This window comes from Kribbella sp. NPDC051936 (assembly GCF_040680955.1).
GTDB lineage: Bacteria > Actinomycetota > Actinomycetes > Propionibacteriales > Kribbellaceae > Kribbella.
This window is the reverse complement of the sequence record NZ_JBFAXS010000003.1, coordinates 551,645-568,758: the sequence shown is the minus strand read 5'-3', so window position 1 is coordinate 568,758 and position 17,114 is coordinate 551,645. Positions and strand designations below refer to the sequence as shown.

The window sequence follows — 17,114 nt, the reverse complement described above, 5'->3', positions numbered from 1 at the left end:
GGACCTCACCCCGAACCAAGTCCACGACAACGCCACCACGCAGGTCAGGCCCTCCCTCAGGCCGAACCCCCAACGACCACCAGACCAGCGGCTGTTCACCGCCCCGATCAGGAGCACCTCATGACACGCCGGGTCATGGGGCTCCCGCCCAACCGTGTCCATGACAACGCCACCGAACGGGCCGGGGCCTCCCTCGGGCTGGAACCCCGCGACCCTCGGCCCGGGGCTGCCGGGTTGTCCGTCCGCTCGCTTCGCTCCCACCAATCCCCAGTCCAGGCCGGGAGGCCTCATGACGTATGACGTGATCAATCCGGCCACCGAGAAGGTGATCCGGACGATCTCTCTCGCTTCCGAGACCGAGGCGGATACGGCCATCGAGCGCGCCGCTCGCGCCTTCGAGACCTGGCGGAACGTGACACCGGCGGATCGCGGCCGGCTGCTGCGGCGGTTCGCCGACGCGGTCGACGCCGACCTGGAGAACCTGGCCGCGTTGGAGGTCGAGAACGCCGGGCACACGATCGGAAACGCCCGCTGGGAAGCCGGAAACGTCCGCGACGTGCTCACGTACTACTCGGCCGCCCCGGAACGCCTTTTCGGAAAGCAGATTCCGGTTGCTGGCGGCATCGATGTGACATTCCAGGAACCGCTCGGCGTGATCGGCGTGATCGTTCCGTGGAACTTTCCGATGCCGATCGCGGGCTGGGGCTTCGCCCCCGCGCTGGCGGCCGGAAACACCGTCGTCCTGAAGCCTGCCGAACTCACCCCGCTCACCGCGATCCGCCTCGGCGAACTGGCTCTCGAAGCGGGTCTGCCGCCCGGCGTACTCGAAGTCGTGCCCGGTAAGGGAACCGTTGTCGGAAACCGCTTCGTCACGCATTCCGCCGTCCGGAAAATCGTCTTCACCGGCTCCACCAAGGTCGGCAAACAGATCATGGCCGGCTGCGCAGACCAGGTGAAGCGCCTGACACTCGAGCTGGGCGGCAAGTCCGCGAACATCGTCTTCGCCGACGCGGACCTGAAGAAGGCGGCAGCACAGGCCCCGTACGGCGTGTTCGACAACGCGGGCCAGGACTGCTGCGCGCGGTCCCGGATTCTCGTCGAGCGCTCGGCGTACGACGAGTTCCTGGAGCTGCTCGAACCGGCCGTCAAGAACTTCAAGGTCGGCGACCCGAGCGATCCGGCGACCGAGATGGGCCCGCTGATCTCCGCCGCACAGCTCGAGCAGGTCGCGTCGTACGTCGAGAACCCGGCTTTTCAAGGTACTGCGCCGAGCGGGCCAGGATTCTGGTTCCCGCCGACCGTGCTCGCGCCGGCGCCTGACCGAGCTCTGCGGGAGGAGATCTTCGGGCCGGTGGTAGCGGTCGTTCCGTTCGAGGACGAGGCCGACGCGCTGCGGATCGCGAACGACAGCGAGTACGGGCTGTCCGGTTCGATCTGGACCCGCGACGTCGGCCGCGCGCTGCGGGTGGGGCGCGGTGTCGAGGCCGGGAACCTGTCGATCAACTCGAACTCGTCGGTCCGCTACTCGACCCCGTTCGGCGGTTACAAGCAGTCCGGCCTCGGCCGGGAACTCGGCCCGGACGCGCTCGCCGCGTTCACCGAGACCAAGAACATCTTCATCAGCACGGAGGACTGATATGGACGTCAAGGCACACCGGCTCGAGGGCCGCGTCGCCGTTGTCACCGGCGGCGCGAGCGGCATCGGCCTGGCTACGGTACGCCGACTCGCCGCCGAGGGCGCCCACGTCGTGATCGGCGACCTCGACCCAGCCGCGGGCAAGGACGCGGCCGACGAGGTAGGCGGCCTGTTCGTACCGACCGACGTCACCGACCCAGCCGCGGTCGACAACCTCTTCAAACAGGCCTTCGACACCTACGGCAGCGTCGACATCGCCTTCAACAACGCCGGCATCTCCCCACCCGACGACGCATCCATCCTGGACACCGGCCTGGAAGCCTGGCGCAAGGTCCAAGAGGTCAACCTCACGTCTGTCTACCTCTGCTGCAAGGCCGCAATCCCCTACATGCAGCAACAAGGCCGCGGCTCCATCATCAACACCGCATCCTTCGTAGCCGTAATGGGCGCAGCAACCTCTCAGATCTCCTACTCCGCCTCCAAGGGCGGCGTCCTGGCCATGAGCCGCGAACTGGGTGTCGAATTCGCCCGCCAGGGCATCCGCGTCAACGCCCTCTGCCCAGGCCCCGTCAACACCCCCCTCCTCACCGAACTCTTCGCCAAAGACCCCGAACGAGCCCAACGCCGCCTGATCCACGTCCCCATGGGCCGCTTCGGCGAACCAGCAGAAATCGCCGCCGCCGTAGCCTTCCTGGCCAGCGACGACTCATCCTTCATCACCGCCAACACCTTCCTGGTAGACGGCGGCATCTCCGGCGCCTATGTAACCCCGGTCTAACCCCGAGCCATGTACGGCGGGACGGAACAGCCCTGCACTGGCCCGCACCGGCGGACGTCATTTGAGGGGTTCACCTGCTGGCTTGCCCCTTCACCCCGCCGTATCCAGGTGGCGAAGGGACAAACTCAGAGGTGAACCCCTCAAACTCGCAGCCGGTTCAGCCCGCCCGCCGTCCATCCCGCGTCGCTGAAGGGTCCCAGCTCATACCAGCCTCGGCCGTAGGCTGGGGGCATGGTCGTTCAGGCGGATGATGCGGTGTTCCGGCCCGTGCGGGCCGGGAACCCGTTCGAGGAGACGGTCGAGCGGTTGCTGCAGGCAATCAAGCTCGGCGTCGTCGTGCCCGGCGACCGCCTGCCGCCCGAGCGTGAGCTCGCCGCCCGCCTGAACGTCAGCCGCGTCACCCTCCGCGAGGCCATCCACGCCCTCACCGACGCCGGTTACGTAGAGTCCCGCCGCGGCCGATACGGCGGCACGTTCGTCAACGAGCACCTCCCGAAGCCCCGCCGTACGTCGGCCAAACGCCTCGCCCGCGACCTGGCCGCCGGCCTGGACGACGCACTCACGCTCCGCCAGGTCCTGGAGACCGGCGCCGCAGAAGCAGCCGCCACCCGCGACCTCACCGAAGCCGAACGCGACCACCTGCAACGCTGCCTGGCCGACACCAACGCCGCCACCCTCACCGACTACCGCCGCCTCGACTCCCGCCTCCACCTGGCCATCGCCGAGGTCACGGGCTCCCCGTCTCTGACCTCAGCCATGGCCGACGTCCGCATGCGCCTCAACGAACTCCTGGACGCCATCCCCCTCCTGGAACCCAACCTCCAACACTCGAACGACCAGCACCAAGCCATCGTGACCGCGATCCTCGCCCAAGACCCCCCAACCGCCCGCACGGCCATGCAGGAGCACCTGGCCGGCACCGAGGCCCTCCTCCGAGCCTTCCTGGGCTGACCCGGCGCGGTGGTGCCGTGGCACCGGTTGGTCAGGGAATGGGTTGGCACCTCGCGGGTTGGTGGGGAAAATCGCCGGATTCGGCCGCACCGCCCAAAGCGGCCCGATTCGTGGAGGACCGCTATGCGATCTTTCGTTACCCGTCCCCGCGCCCTGGCCGTGCTTCTGGCCGGTACGGCGCTCGCGTTCAGTCCGCTCGGTGGACAGGCGACCGCCAAGGCGCCCGTCGACCAGACCGGGCCGGCCTGCTTCACGCCCGAGGAAGGTCCCGCCGCGCGTGGTGGCTTCGGGGCCGACCACCGGGAGTTGTCGGCGGCCGAGCAGAAGGCCATCGACGCCCGGACCGCGGAGATCTTGAAGGCCAAGAAAGCGCGTGTCGGCACGTTGGCGTCGGCCAGTGTCCCGGTGTACATCCACGTGATGCTGAGCAAGTCCGGCGCCGGTGACGTCACCTCGACCCAGATCACCCAGCAGATCGCCGAGCTGAACCAGGACTTCGCAGGTCAGGAGTCCTCGCAGGCCGCGAACACCGGCTTCACGTTCACGCTGGCCGGCGTCAACCGGTACTACAACGACCAGTGGCACAAGGATCGGCAGAGCACCTCGTACCGCTCCCAGACGCGCCAGGGCGGCAAGAACGCCCTGAACATCTGGCTCGTCGACTTCTCGTACCTCGGGATCGCGACCTTCCCGTGGGACTACGCGAGCAACCCGTCGATCGACGGTATCCGGGTGCAGTACAGCTCCCTGCCCGGCGGCTCGGCGACCAACTACAACGACGGCAAGACCGCGACCCACGAGGCCGGTCACTGGTTCGGGCTGTATCACACGTTCCAGGGCGGCTGCACGAGCACGAACGACTCGGTGGCCGACACGCCCGCGCAGAGCAGCTCGTCCAGCGGCTGCCCGGAGGGCCGGGACTCCTGCTCGCTGCCCGGTCTGGACCCGATCCACAACTACATGGACTACTCCTACGATTCCTGCTACAACCAGTTCACCCCGGGGCAGTCGACCCGGATCAGCGACATGTGGACCGCGTACCGAGCCTGACGCTGTGCCTGATTCAGGGCATGAGACCCGACTGTGACATCTGCACCGTCGGCCAACTAGAGTGCCGCCGATGCGTTTGCTTCTGACGGCCTGCGCGACCACCGCACTGGTGGTCGCCGGACCTCTGACAGCGACCGCCGCCGATTCGGGCCCACAAGGCCCGGTCGGCGGCGAGCTGCTGACGGCGAAGCCGACGGTCGTCGCCAACGGGGCGGCACCGCCGGCCGTGCAGGCGTCGGCGTACGTCGTGGCCGACCTGGACACCGGGCAGGTGCTCGCCGCCAAGGCCCCGCACGCGAAGCTCCGCCCGGCCAGCACCCTCAAGACGCTCACCGCTCTGGTCCTGCTGCCCCGGCTGAAGAAGACCGATCCGGTCGTCGGGTCGGACGCCGACGCCGGCATCATCGGCAGCAAGGTCGGGGTGTACCCGGGCCTGCACTACACCGTCGACCTGCTCTTCCAGGGCATGTTCCTGGCCTCCGGGAACGACGCCGTGCACGCGCTGTGCGCCCACGACCAGGGCGGCGTACCGGCGACCATCCAGCGGATGAACGCGAAGGCCAAGGATCTCGGCGCACTCGACACCCATGTCACCGACCCGACCGGCCTCGACGCCGACGGGCAGTACTCCAGCGCCTACGACCTGGCCCTGTTCGCCCAGGCGGGGCTCGAGCGCACGGACTTCGCGAAGTACGCGTCGACGAAGTACACGAACTTCCCGAACGCCGGGAACAAGGGCACCTACCAGGTCGCGAACCAGAACAAGCTGCTGTTCAACTACGACGGCGCGCTCGGCGTGAAGACCGGCTACACCACGCTGGCCCGGAACACGTTCGTCGGCGCCGCCCGGCGCAACGGGCACACGCTCGTGGTGACGCTGATGAACGCGCCGCACGGCATCACCGAGGACGCCAGCAACCTGCTGACCTGGACGTTCACGAACTACGGCAAGCTCAAGCCGGTCGGCACGCTGGTCAAGCCCGCCGCCGCGCCGCCCAAGACCCAGACGCAGGGCAAGCCCTCCACGACCAAGCAGGGTACGACGACGGGCGCACCGCAGGCCCGCACCGCGCTGAACCCGGGCCAGGCGGTCAAGTCACTCGCCTTCCGCGTCCCCGACTGGGCGTACGCCGCGCCGCCTGTCCTCCTGCTCGGCCTCTTCCTCCGCCGCCCGCGGACGCTCCGCCGCCGCCGTCACCGCGCCCGCGTGTAGGTCAACGCGAGGTTCCTCCGCGGGAACGACTTCACCTCGGCCAGCGGACGAGGTGTCGAGCGCCTTTCAGGAGCGGCGGATGGAGCGGACCGCCCGGAGGCCTTGGAGCGCCAGGGTGGTGACAGTGACGCCGAGGACCGTTCCTGCGGCGACGGCGACCGTGTCCGCCTTGCGTTGCGGGACCGGCACGACCTTGTAGCGCTTGCCGGGCGGACCGGGAAGCAGGGGTTCGGGCTCGACGGCCTGCGGCTCCTGCTCCGACTCCGCTTCCGACTGCCCCTCCGCCTTCTCTTCCGCGGCACGGGCGTCGAGGGTGGCTTCCTTCGTCCACGCGGCAATCAGCATGATCGCGCGGGTCATCAGGTAGATCCACACCAGCAGCGCCAGCGGCACCGCCACCGCGCCGTACGCCGCGTTCGCGCCGATCACGTGGTTCACGTAGAGGTTGCCGAGCCGCTGGGCGAGGTAGAACACGATGCCGCCGGCGAGCGCCGCGATCAGCGCCACCTTGGGCGGCAGCACGATCCGCGGCAGGACCGTCTGCATGTACAGGAACAGCACGGCGCCGGCGCCGACCCCGATCACCAGGCTGATCAGGCCGAGCCCCCAGTCCGCCAGCCAGGTGCCGTCCAGGTCGACCCAGTCGACGATGCGTTTCGACACCGCGGTCAGGATCGACGAGGCGCCGGTGGCGATCAGGCCGATCAGGCCGAGCCCGATCAGGGCGCCGAGGTCGACCGCCTTCAGCTTGACCATGTTCCCCGGCTCGTCGTCCAGCTCGTGCATCGAGCGGATCGAGGCGCGCAGCGAATCGATCCAGCCGAGACCGGTGAACAACAGCCCGATCGCGGAGATCAGGCCGATGGTCCCGGCGTGCGCGATCAGCGCGTCGATGTCGATCTTGTCGCCGATCCCGGGCAGGTTCTTCTCCAGGGCCTTCTTCAGCGCGTCGATCGCGTCGTCGCCGAGCAGCGGCCCGATGATCGCCGCGGCCAGCACGATCAGCGGGAACATCGACAGGAACCCGAAGAAGCTCGTTGCCCCGGCCAATCGGTTGCCGCGCCGGGCGCCGTACCGGTTCCAGGCCCGCCACAGCTGCGACCTCGTGAACCGCGCCCAGACACGCTTGATGCTGCCCATGTGACTCCTGTACCCCGATGAACGAGTCTCAGCCTGCCAGCGGGAACTCGCGCTGTGGGCGCCACACGCCGTCGGCGCCGTGTTCGTAGCGACTGAAGTGCTCGACGTCGAAGGTGCAGTCGTACTCCGACAGGGCGTCGTACGCCCGGTCGAGCGCTTCCTTGTCCAGGTCGTGCGCGACCGTGACGTGCGGGTGGTACGGGAACTTCAGGTCGACACTCAGCGGGCCGGAGCGGACCTGCGACTGCAGCACCTCGCACGACGAGATGCCCTCCGCCAGCGGGACGAACACCACCGGCGAGATCGGCCGGAAGGTCGCCGTGCCGCGCAGCCGGATCCGGAACCGCGGGAACCGGGCCGCGACCGCGAGCAGGTGCTCGTCGATCAGCTCCAGGTCGCCGGCCCCGATCTCGGTCGGCGGCAGCAGCGTGATGTGGGTCGGGATCGACGCGGCCATCGGATCGCCGAAGTCGGCCCGGTGCTTCTGCAGCTCCGAGCCGTACGGCTCCGCGATCGGGATCGCGACACCGATCGTAGTCATCGGCGACCTACCGCCCCTGCGGCGGGCCGGGGACGAAGCCGAGCCGGTCGTAGACCCGGGCCAGCGTCGGCTCGGTGACCGCCCGGGCCCGCTCGGCGCCGGCCGCCAGGATCGCGTCCAGCTGCGCCTTGTCGTCGAGGTAGGTCAGCGTCTTCTCCCGGAACGGCGTGACGAACTCGACCACGACGTCGGCGAGGTCCTTCTTGAAGTCGCCGTACCCGCGCCCGGCGTACTCGTCCTCGAGCTCGCTGATCTTCTTGCCGGTCAGCGCCGAGTAGATCGTCAGCAGGTTGGCCACCCCGGCCTTCTCGACCGGGTCGAAGATCACGTCCCGCCCGGAGTCGGTGACCGCGGACCGGATCTTCTTCGCGCTCACCTTCGGGTCGTCGAGCAGGTCGATGATGCCGGCCGGCGAGGACGACGACTTGCTCATCTTCGCCGACGGGTCCTGCAGGTCGGAGATCTTCGCGGTCTCCTTGACGATGTACGGCTCGGGCAGCCGGAAGGTCTTGCCGAACCGGTGGTTGAAGCGCTGCGCGAGGTCGCGGGTCAGCTCCAGGTGCTGGCGCTGGTCCTCGCCGACCGGGACCCGGTCGGCCTGGTAGATCAGGATGTCCGCGGCCTGCAGGATCGGGTACGTGAACAGGCCGACGGTGGCGCGGTCGGCGCCGCCCTTGGCCGACTTGTCCTTGAACTGCGTCATCCGGCTGGCCTCGCCGAACCCGGTCAGGCAGCCGAGCACCCAGGACAGCTGGGCGTGCTCGGGCACGTGCGACTGGACGAACAGGGTGGACCGCTCCGGGTCGATCCCGGCGGCGAGCAGCTGCGCCGCGGACCGGCGGGTGCGCTCGCGGAGCGCCTTCGGCTCGTACTCCACCGTGATCGCGTGCAGGTCGACGACGCAGTAGAACGCCTCGTGGTCGTCCTGCAGGGCCACCCACTGCCGCAACGCGCCGAGGTAGTTGCCGAAGTGGAAGGAGTCCGCCGTCGGCTGGATCCCGGAGAGCACGCGCGGGCGTCGCTGGGAACCGGCTGCGGAGGGGTCAGACGCAGCATGGGACATGGGACCGATTCTGCCAGCGTTCTCAACTCACCCTGCACCCGGGCGGGTTATCAGTCATATCTCAACGACTATGGGTCACCAGGACCAGCCGCGGGCGGCGAGTTCCTGCTCCTCGTGCCAGCGTTTCTCCTCGGAGCGTTTCATCTCAGCCTCCCCCGGGCAGCCCGCAAGTCGGCAGGCCTCGTCGAGGAGGTCGTCGTACGCCGCCTCCAGCGCCATCAACTTGTGCGCACGGGCGTACATGTGCGGCGTGGACTCGATGCTGCGGATCTTGGTGGACAGATGCCCCAGGCGGGTCTGCAGGCGGAGCGTGTCGAACGGGTCCGGCTCGGGGTCCCGATGCCGGTGCAGCCGCGCGGTCAGACGCGCCGTACGCCGCTGGAGACCGCGCCGCCACCGCGACGGCGGTGGATGCGGCAGCAGCAGGCTCAGCAGGACGCACAGCGTCAAGAACAGAACCACGACCGCCAGCCACTCCATCGCACTCCCTCCCCTCCTCCGAGCGTACGGCGGGGAGCGCCTGACGGCGATGGGGTTTTACCCGTTCGTAGCTTCAGGTTCGGGGATTCCGGAGCCGAACCGGTGATCAGGTCTCAGTCCCGGTGGTACTTCGTGACCCCGGAGTCCTGTTTGAGCTTGTCGGCCGCTGCCTGGATCCGCGCGGTCCACTCCGACTGCTGCAGGCCGCCGGCCATGAACTGCCCGGTGGCCGTCGCGGCCGCGTCCGCGAACTGCGGGTACCAGTCGTCGAAGTACCAGATGATCAGCTGGTCGCCGGCCGCGGACAGCAGGTCCCGGGCCGAGCGGAGCGCCGTCCCCATCTCGAGCCCGTCGGCCGCGCCCCGGACGATGGTGAGCTGGCTCGCCTCCGAGGTGACCTGCGCCGCGACGTCGGCCGACAGCAGGGCCCGCAGGTACTCGAGCCCGCCGGCCTTGTTCCGCGCCTTCTCCGGTACGAGGAACGGCGCGGTCGCCGCGACGTGCACACCGCTGGCCAGCGCCGGCGACGAGTCCAGCGGCGGTACGGCGAACATGGTCAGCGCGAAATCCTGCGGGATCAGGCCCTTCATCTCGTTCTCGAGCCAGTTGCCGCACGGCAGCATCCCGGCCTTGCCGGCGAGGAAGCGCTTCTGCGAACCGATGTGGTCGTACGCCGCGGTCCCGGCCGCGAGCAGCCCGCGCTTGGCCAGCTCACCGACCGCGACGATCGCCGTGGTGACGCTCTCGTCCTTCCAGGCGCCGTCCTCGAGGTTGTCGATCCGCTTCACGACTTCCGGCCCGCCGGTCTTGGCGGCCAGCGTCAGCACCAGCTCCAGCAGGTAGTACGGATGTGTGCCGGCGTAGATGAACGGTCCGAGCTTGGCGGCCTTCATGTCGGCGCCGAGGGCGAGCAGATCCGTCCAGGTGCGCGGCACCTCCCAGCCGTTGCGCTGGAACAGGCTGGCCGAGTACCAGATGCCGTAGACGCTCGCGATGTAGTTGACGGTGCGCTGGGTCCCGTCGTACCGGCCGAAGTTCAGCATGTCGGGCAGCAGCTGATCCTTGACCGCCGCGTTCGGGTTGTCCCAGGACGGCGCGTCCAGCAGCTGCTGCAGGCCGGTCAGCTGGCCTTCCTTGACCAGCCGGCCGAGCTCCAGCTCGTCGTCGCCGGTGCTGAGCACCACGTCGGGCGGGTTGCCCGCGGCGAACCGGGGCAGCAGCTGGCCGGACAGCTGCGGTGTCAGCTTCGGCGTGACGACGGCGGCGGCGTACTTCTTGCGGTACGCCGCCGCCGCGAAACCGCCGTACTCCTCACTGATGACCAGGTCGACCGGAGCCTTCCCGTCGACGGTGAAGGGGTTCTCCTTCGACACCGGCGGGGCGACCGGTGTCGTGGAGCATCCGCTCAGGACCGCGCCGGCCAGCGCTCCCTGCAGTAGTGTCCGGCGTTTCAGCATCCCGGCAGGCTACCTACTTCACGCCTCCGGCGGTGACGGAGACCTGCAGTTGACGCTGGAAGATGATGTAGACGACCAGAACCGGCGCCACCGTGATCACCACGGCCGCGAACAGCGCGCCGAAGTCCACCGCGTAGCCGGCTTGCGACGCGAACGAGGCCATGCCCTGCGAGAGCACGTAGTTCTTCGAGTCGGTGTTCAGCGCGACCGGGAGCAGGAACTGGTTCCACAACCCGAGGAAGTTGAAAATCGCGACTGATGCCATCCCCGGCCGGGCCATCGGCAGCATCACCGAGAAGAACGAGCGCCACTCACCCGCGCCGTCGATCTGCGCCGCCTCGTAGACCTCTCCCGGCAGCGCCTTGAAGAAGGCATGCAGGAAGAAGACCGTGAACGGCAGTGCGAACGCGACGTAGGTGGCGATCAACCCGGGCAGAGTGTTGAGCAGAGCGAGGTTCTTCAGTACGAAGAACAGCGGCACGATCGCCAGGAAGACCGGGAACGTCAGCCCGGCCAGCATGGAGTAGTAGATCAGCCGGTTGCCGGGGAACGTGAACCTGGCCAGCACGTACGCGCACATGGCGCCGAGGATCATCACCAGCACCAGCGCGGAGCCCACGACGATCACCGTGTTCAGGAAGTACCGGCCGATACCGGCGGTCGTCCAGGCGTTGGCGTAGTTCTCGAAGCGCAGCTTGCTCGGCAGCGCCAGCGGGTTGCCCAGGACCTCCTGCGTCGACTTGAAAGAGGACAGCAGCGTCCACAGCAGCGGCAGGATCACCAGCAGCGACCACAGGATCAGCGCGACGTGGGCGGTCGTCGCCACGCCTCTGCCCTCGCGGGCCCCGTGATGGGGTGCGCGGCGGGCCCCGGCAACGACGTCGGTCCGGTCGGTGGCGGTGGTTGTCATCGGCGTACCTTCACTTTCCGCTCACGTCCGCCGGTCAGCGCGTTCACCACGAAGACCAGGAGCGCGAACAGCATCGTCACCGCGGCCAGAACCACGCCCATCGCCGTCGAGTAACCGAACTGCCCCTTGGTGAAGGCAGTGGTGAACAGCTGCTGGGGCATGACGAGGGTCGAGTTCTGCGGCCCGCCGCCGGGGTTCAGCGCCTGCATGTAGACGAAGGCGTCGAGCGCGGCGATGCCGAGGTAGATGTAGGCCGTCTGCACGTTGTCCCGGATCAGCGGCACCGTCAGCGACACCGCGGTCCGGAACCGGCCGGCGCCGTCGATCCGGGCCGCCTCGAACACCTCGGGGTCGATGCCGCGGATGGCGGCGATGAACAGCACCATGTAGAAGCCGACGAAGCCCCAGATCATCACGAACATCGAGGCCGGCATCGCGGTCCGCGCGTCGCCGAGCCACGCGTAGTTCTCGAACTGCTCGAGCCCGATCTTCGTCAGCACCGCGTCCAGGATGCCCGAGCCCGGCGTGAACACCTGGGCCCAGATCAGTCCGATCACGATCGCCGGGATCACGTACGGGAAGAACGAGACGATCCGGTAGAAGCCGGAGTTTCGCAAGCCGCGGACGGTCCCGGTGCCCGAACCGCCGATCGTCACCAGCGTGGCCAGGGTCAGCGCCAGCACGATCGTCACGATCGGCACCACGATCGCGAGCAGGATGTTGTTGCGAACCGCCTTCAGGAAGATGTCGTCGTGGAACAGCTTCACGTAGTTGTCGAAGCCGACGAAGTTCTGCCCCGCGCTGAACCCGGACCAGTCGGTCAGCGAGTAGTACAGCGCCTGCACGAACGGCGAGACGACGAAGATCACGAAAACCGCCAGCGGCAGGCCGAGGAACACGACCATGAAGCTGACCCGATCGAAGGTCAGCGGCCGGCGGCGCCGGGTGACGGACCGCTGGGATCCGTCACCCGGCACAGCTTCTTGCGTGGTGGTCACTTCGTGACCGGGATCTTCTTGACGGAGCTGTCGTTGCGCACCTTGTCGGTGATCTGCTGCAGGCCCTTCGTCAGGCCGGCCGCGTCGATCTGGCCGGACAGGAACGAGTTCCAGACCACGAGGTTGTCGGTGTTCATGCCGTACAGGCCGACGAACTGGTAGTCGAAGACGTTGGTGCCGGCCGCGTCCAGCATCGCGGTCTGCGACTGCAGCGCGGTCGAACCGAAGCCGTCCGCGGGAACCAGGCCCTTGACGATCGTCGGCGCCAGCCGGGTCTTGGCGAAGTTGGTTGCCGCTTCCTTGGACAGCATGGCCCGCAGCAGCTCCTTGCCGCCGGCAACGTTCTTGCCCTTCGACGGGACGATGAACGGCTCGCCGGCCGCGCTGCGCAGCGACTCGTACGGCAGCTTCGGGCTGTCGGAGAGCACCGGCTCCGGCACGCCCTTCATGTTGAAGCCCGCCTTGGTGGCCTTCTTCATCTCGTTCTCGATCCACGAGCCCGAGGGGTAGAGGATGGCCTGCTGGTCGTTGCTCCACTTCGCCTGCGCGGCGGTGAACTGGGTACCGGCGCCACCGGGGACGAAGTACCCGTTCTTGACCATCGTCTCCAGGGCCTTGAAGATGCCCTGGATCTGCGGCATCGACCAGCAGTTCTCCTTGAGGTTCTCCAGCGCCAGCCGGACCTCGTCGCCACCCTCCTTGATCGCGCCGTCGACGGCCATCGTGTGGTAGTAGGTGGCGGCTTCCTTGCCCCAGACGAACAGGTACTTGCCCTTCGCCTTGGCCTTGGCGCCGAGGTCGAGCAGCGCGTCGTACGTCTTCGGCGGCTCCCAGCCGTTCTCCTTGAACAGGCTGTCGGAGTACCAGATGCCGTAGAGGGTCAGCACGTAGTTCATCGCGACGAACTTGTTGTCGAAGGTGCCGGGGTTCTTGGCGCCCGGGTACAGGGTGTCGGCGATCTTCGTGCCCTCGTAGTTGTTGGCCTCGAAGACGTCGTCGAGCGTCGACAGCTGGTCCAGGATCGTGTTGAAGCCGATCTGGTTCGCGCCGGAGTTGTCGATCAGGTCCGGCGGGTTGCCGCCGACGAAGCGCGGCTGCAGCTGCTGGGCGATCTGGGTGGACGGAGCCACCTTGAACGTCGAGCCCGCCCACTTCTTCTGCGCGATGTTGGCCGCGAACGTCACGTAGTCGTAGCCGTAACCGCCGTTGAAGATGACCGCGTCGACGGTCGCCTTGTCGGCCATGCCGAACGGGTTGTCCGCGGTCTTGTCGGCACCGCCACTGCCGGAACCGCTGTCGTCGCTGCCACTGCCGGCACAGGCCGCCAGCAGCGTGCTGCCGCCGGTCGCCATCAACGTGCCGACCGCCGCGCGCTGCAGGAACAGCCGCCGCGAGAGGTTGTTGGGAGTGGTCATGTTGCCGCCTTCCGAGTGATGATTCAGGCAGTGCGCCGGATACGACCGGCGTACCGTGCTTCAAGGGCGTGGTTGTGCTCGTCGCCGCCCGGGATGTTCGCAGACAGGTACACCGGCGGCGTCTCGCCCGCGTCCGTCATCCGGCGCAGCACCTCCGCGACCAGCAGCTGCGCGATCAGCGCGGCGGTGATGGACGACACCGCACACACCTTGCCCGCACCGTCGGGCAGGTCGAGGACGGAGTCGCCGTACGGCGCGTGGTTGTCGAGGACCACGTCGGCGAAGTCGATCAGCTTCTTGCCGGACGGGTGCCGCGACTCCATACCGCCGGTGTGCTGCAGCGAGGTGATCGCGATCAGCGGGTGGCCCTTCTCCTTGACCACACTCGCGAGCTCGACGATCGAGCCGTTCACACCGGAGTTCGAGGCGATGACGAACAGATCGCCCTCGCGGGCGGCGGACAGCTCGTAGAGCCTCCGGGAGTACTGCGGGTCGCGCTCGAGCTCCGCACTGCGCAGCAGCTCGGTCGGCTCGCCGCCGAGCAGCACGAGATCGCGCAACGCGATCCGGTTGGTGGCGATCAGTCCGCCGGCCCGGCCGGCGATCTCCATCGCCAGCGCCTCGGAGTGGCCGGAGCCGAACGCCTGGATGACGCCGTTCGCGCGCAGCGACGTGGTCATCAGGTCGGCCGCCCGCTGGATCGGGCCGTCGATCTGTGTGGTGACTGCAGCCATGATCGGCATCAGGGTTTGAACATAAGCCTGCGCGCTCACGCCGCTCGTCTCCCCCGTGTTATCGCTGGCCATCAGCGGGCCCACCCCTCGACTACTGTGCTCGCAGCGACACTCCAGGTGCCGACAAATGCGCAAGTTTGCGGTTTGCTGGACAGAACTTTTCTCAACTCGCAGCTAAAGTCAAGGCTCATTCGTGTGATCTCCCCAGATCGGGACCGTTGCGTAACCTTGTTTCCTTGTGCTTACTTATAAGCTCTTTCGAGCAGTTTGGAGCATCGCGTATGTCGGTCGAACGCCCGCTGCCGGACGCTGACGCCGCACCTGTCGACCAGGTGGTCCTGCTACCTGCCGGACCGCTGGTCCTCGGCGGCGACCTCGGCGGTACGTCCACCCGGATCGTGATCGCGGACTCTGAGGGCAACGTAATCGGTCGCGGCGCCGCAGCGGGAGGGAATCCGACCAGTCACCCCGCAAGCGCGGCGGCCAACTTCGGGCAGGCGCTTCACGCCGCGCTGGCCGGACTGGACCCGACGGCCGTCCAGGCGGCCGTCGTCGGCATGGCCGGCGGCGTGGCGCTCGCACGACCGGACGTGGCGGCCCAGTTCGAGGCGGCCTGGACGGGCGCGGGCCTGATCGTTGCCCCCGACTACATCGGCGATCTCGAGGTCGCTTTCGCCTCTGGTACGCCGGAACCGGACGGCACCGTGCTGATCGCGGGCACCGGCAGCAATGCCGGTCTGGTGCGCAATCACCAGCTCGTGCGCACCGCGGGCGGGCACGGCTGGCTGCTCGGCGACGACGGCTCCGGTTTCTGGCTCGGTCGCGAGGCGGTCCGCAGCGTGCTCCAAGCACTCGATCTGCGCGAGCCGCTCGGGGCGCTCGGGCAGGCCGTCGTACAGGCGATCCTGCCCGATCGGGACGAGAATGCAGCTGCACAGCGTGAAGGATACGACGCGTTGCGTGACGATCTGGTGAGGACGGTGAACAGTCGTCCACCCGTTCTGCTTGCCGAGCTCGCGCCGGCGGTGATCGCGGCGTACGCACAGGACGACGAGACTGCGCGGGCCTTGGTGAAACGCGCAGCCGAACTGCTCACAGAAACGGCCGCCCGGCTGAAGACAACGTCGGACAAGGGCCCGATGGTGCTCGCGGGCAGTGTCGCGGGTGAATCTTCACCCGTCGGACAACTCATCCGGCAGCATTTTGCCGGCGAAGTCCTGACCGCCCGCGACGGTGTAGGCGGCGCCACCTGGCTGGCCCTGGGCGCCCTCGACCCAGCCCTCCCCACCCCCGCCAACCACACCCGCCTGGTTTCACACTGAACCTGAGACCACTTGTGGTGGGCGGAGACCTGGCACAACAGGTCCCAGCCCACCACTGCAGGTCTCAGCTTCGCGGGATCAGTCGAAAACTGACACCGGGCGGACCTCCACCGCGAAGAACTCGGCCTCGGGGATGGTGGCGGCTACCTCCTCGGCGCGGGACTGGGAGGCCACGTCGATGAGGAAGACGCCGGCCAGCTGTTCTTTCGCCTCGGAGTAGGGGCCGTCGGTGGTGGCGCGGACGCCCTCGCGGACGCGGACCACGCGGGTCTTCGACGGCGGGTCGAGCGGGACGGCCGTGATCAGTTCACCGCTGGCATCGAGTTCCTTCAGCAGGTTGTCGAGCTGGGCGGCGAGCGCGTCGCGGGCCTTCTTCGGCAGCGCCTTGCCGGCCTCGGTGTGCAGGAACGACGGGTGTCCCCAGGTGATCGGGTTGCTGTGGATCATCAGCAGGTACTTCATGACCGGTGTCCTTTCGGGCAGTTGTCGGATCTTCGCAGCAGAGGTCGGAGGTAACCGGCCGGACTCGACATTTCGGCACTTTAGGGTGACGGGCATGGAGGAGATCGACTTCCGGACGGCCGACGGGCGGGTCCTGCACGGTTACGACAGCGCCCCCGGCGACGACGCGCGCCTGGCCGTGGTCTGGCATCACGGCACACCGAACCTGGGGACCCCGCCGGCGCCGCTGTTCGAGGCGGGCGACCGGCTCGACATCCGGTGGATCTCGTTCGACCGGCCGGGGTACGGCGGTTCGACCGCTGCGCCGCATCGCACGATGGCGTCGGTCGCCGCCGACCTGACCGCGCTGCTGGACACGCTCGGCGTCGGCACCTGCGCCCTGATGGGCTACTCGGGTGGCGGCTCGTACGCACTGGGCGCCGCCGCGGTGCTCGGCGACCGGGTCGAGGCGGTCGCGACCTTCGCCGCGATCGCGCCGTACGACGCCGAAGGCCTCGACTGGTACGACGGCATGGTCGCGTCCGGCCGCGCATCGCTGCAGGCCGCCGCCGCGGGCCGGGACGCGAAGGTACGGCACGAGAACTCCGGCGCCGAGTACGACCCGGAGTTCACACCGTCCGACCTGGCCATGTTCGACGGCCCGTGGGGCTGGCTCGGCTCGATCGCCGGCGAGCAGTCGATGCCCGGCGGCCCGGACGGCCTGATCGACGACGACTGCTCGTACACCCACCCGTGGGGCTGTGCGCCGAGTGCGGTCACCGCTCCGGCACTCCTTGTCCACGGCACCGCCGACGGCATCATCCCGTGCGCCCACGCCCGCTGGCTGGCCGGCCGGCTCCCGGCCGCCACCCTCGAAATCCACCAGGACCTCGGCCACATCTCGATCCTCAGCCGGGCCGAACCCGCCCTGGAATGGATTCGGGACCGAACTGGCTGAATCGTCAGGGTGTCACCGGGGTACCGG

Annotated in this window: 17 protein-coding genes; 7 read left to right on the top strand and 10 right to left on the bottom strand. The window is 68.3% G+C overall.

Annotated elements, in window-relative coordinates; translation table 11 throughout:
* Positions 1-289: 289 nt before the first annotated feature.
* From AB0L64_RS12975 to AB0L64_RS12955, 5 genes are all read left to right on the top strand, one after another.
* The gene (locus AB0L64_RS12975) at positions 290-1,636 is read left to right on the top strand and encodes an aldehyde dehydrogenase family protein (protein ID WP_363710326.1); all 1,347 of its coding nucleotides are present in this window, start codon (positions 290-292) and stop codon (positions 1,634-1,636) included.
* Between the two features lies 1 nt (position 1,637).
* Positions 1,638-2,414 (top strand): 3-oxoacyl-ACP reductase, encoded by a 777-nt coding sequence (locus AB0L64_RS12970; protein ID WP_363710325.1) that lies wholly within the window; start codon positions 1,638-1,640, stop codon positions 2,412-2,414.
* A gap of 231 nt (positions 2,415-2,645) precedes the next feature.
* Positions 2,646-3,365, top strand: a complete 720-nt coding sequence (locus AB0L64_RS12965) for an FCD domain-containing protein (RefSeq protein ID WP_363710324.1) — start codon at positions 2,646-2,648, stop codon at positions 3,363-3,365.
* 123 nt (positions 3,366-3,488) lie between these two features.
* Positions 3,489-4,415 carry a zinc metalloprotease gene (locus AB0L64_RS12960; protein ID WP_363710323.1) on the top strand — a complete coding sequence of 309 codons (927 nt, stop codon included), beginning with the start codon at positions 3,489-3,491 and terminating at the stop codon, positions 4,413-4,415.
* A gap of 70 nt (positions 4,416-4,485) precedes the next feature.
* Entirely contained in the window at positions 4,486-5,628 is a 1,143-nt protein-coding gene (locus AB0L64_RS12955) for a D-alanyl-D-alanine carboxypeptidase family protein (protein WP_363710322.1), read from the top strand.
* A 66-nt stretch (positions 5,629-5,694) separates the two neighbouring features.
* Here AB0L64_RS12955 and AB0L64_RS12950 read toward each other — a convergent pair whose 3' ends face one another.
* From AB0L64_RS12950 to AB0L64_RS12910, 9 genes are all read right to left on the bottom strand, one after another.
* Positions 5,695-6,768: a YihY/virulence factor BrkB family protein gene (locus AB0L64_RS12950; protein WP_363710321.1), complete on the bottom strand. Its 1,074-nt coding sequence runs from the start codon at positions 6,766-6,768 to the stop codon at positions 5,695-5,697.
* A 28-nt stretch (positions 6,769-6,796) separates the two neighbouring features.
* Positions 6,797-7,309 carry a 2'-5' RNA ligase family protein gene (locus AB0L64_RS12945; protein WP_363710320.1) on the bottom strand — a complete coding sequence of 171 codons (513 nt, stop codon included), beginning with the start codon at positions 7,307-7,309 and terminating at the stop codon, positions 6,797-6,799.
* A 7-nt stretch (positions 7,310-7,316) separates the two neighbouring features.
* The gene (gene trpS, locus AB0L64_RS12940; protein ID WP_363710319.1) at positions 7,317-8,372 is read right to left on the bottom strand and encodes a tryptophan--tRNA ligase; all 1,056 of its coding nucleotides are present in this window, start codon (positions 8,370-8,372) and stop codon (positions 7,317-7,319) included.
* 75 nt (positions 8,373-8,447) lie between these two features.
* The gene (locus AB0L64_RS12935) at positions 8,448-8,852 is read right to left on the bottom strand and encodes a hypothetical protein (RefSeq protein WP_363710318.1); all 405 of its coding nucleotides are present in this window, start codon (positions 8,850-8,852) and stop codon (positions 8,448-8,450) included.
* 113 nt (positions 8,853-8,965) lie between these two features.
* Positions 8,966-10,309: an N-acetylglucosamine/diacetylchitobiose ABC transporter substrate-binding protein gene (ngcE, locus tag AB0L64_RS12930; RefSeq protein WP_363710317.1), complete on the bottom strand. Its 1,344-nt coding sequence runs from the start codon at positions 10,307-10,309 to the stop codon at positions 8,966-8,968.
* Between the two features lie 13 nt (positions 10,310-10,322).
* Complete coding sequence (locus AB0L64_RS12925) at positions 10,323-11,219, bottom strand: carbohydrate ABC transporter permease (protein ID WP_363710316.1); 897 nt, start codon at positions 11,217-11,219, stop codon at positions 10,323-10,325.
* Positions 11,216-12,217: a sugar ABC transporter permease gene (locus AB0L64_RS12920; protein ID WP_363710315.1), complete on the bottom strand. Its 1,002-nt coding sequence runs from the start codon at positions 12,215-12,217 to the stop codon at positions 11,216-11,218. The genes AB0L64_RS12925 and AB0L64_RS12920 overlap by 4 nt, the downstream gene beginning before the upstream one ends.
* Positions 12,214-13,632, bottom strand: a complete 1,419-nt coding sequence (gene ngcE / locus AB0L64_RS12915; RefSeq protein ID WP_363710314.1) for an N-acetylglucosamine/diacetylchitobiose ABC transporter substrate-binding protein — start codon at positions 13,630-13,632, stop codon at positions 12,214-12,216. Before ngcE (AB0L64_RS12915) ends, AB0L64_RS12920 begins: the two co-directional genes overlap by 4 nt.
* Positions 13,633-13,655: 23 nt before the next feature.
* The gene (locus tag AB0L64_RS12910; protein ID WP_363710313.1) at positions 13,656-14,438 is read right to left on the bottom strand and encodes an SIS domain-containing protein; all 783 of its coding nucleotides are present in this window, start codon (positions 14,436-14,438) and stop codon (positions 13,656-13,658) included.
* A 209-nt stretch (positions 14,439-14,647) separates the two neighbouring features.
* Here AB0L64_RS12910 and AB0L64_RS12905 point away from each other — a divergent pair, with 209 nt between their 5' ends.
* Positions 14,648-15,688 carry a BadF/BadG/BcrA/BcrD ATPase family protein gene (locus AB0L64_RS12905; RefSeq protein ID WP_363710312.1) on the top strand — a complete coding sequence of 347 codons (1,041 nt, stop codon included), beginning with the start codon at positions 14,648-14,650 and terminating at the stop codon, positions 15,686-15,688.
* Positions 15,689-15,766: 78 nt separating this feature from the next.
* On the opposite strand, the gene AB0L64_RS12900 is transcribed toward AB0L64_RS12905, so the two are convergent.
* On the bottom strand, positions 15,767-16,150 hold the full coding sequence (locus AB0L64_RS12900; protein WP_363710311.1) for a YciI family protein: 384 nt from the start codon (positions 16,148-16,150) through the stop codon (positions 15,767-15,769).
* Positions 16,151-16,244: 94 nt separating this feature from the next.
* On the opposite strand from AB0L64_RS12900, the gene AB0L64_RS12895 reads away from it, so the two are divergent.
* Positions 16,245-17,087 (top strand): alpha/beta hydrolase, encoded by an 843-nt coding sequence (locus tag AB0L64_RS12895; RefSeq protein WP_363710310.1) that lies wholly within the window; start codon positions 16,245-16,247, stop codon positions 17,085-17,087.
* The last annotated feature ends 27 nt before the right edge of the window (positions 17,088-17,114 follow it).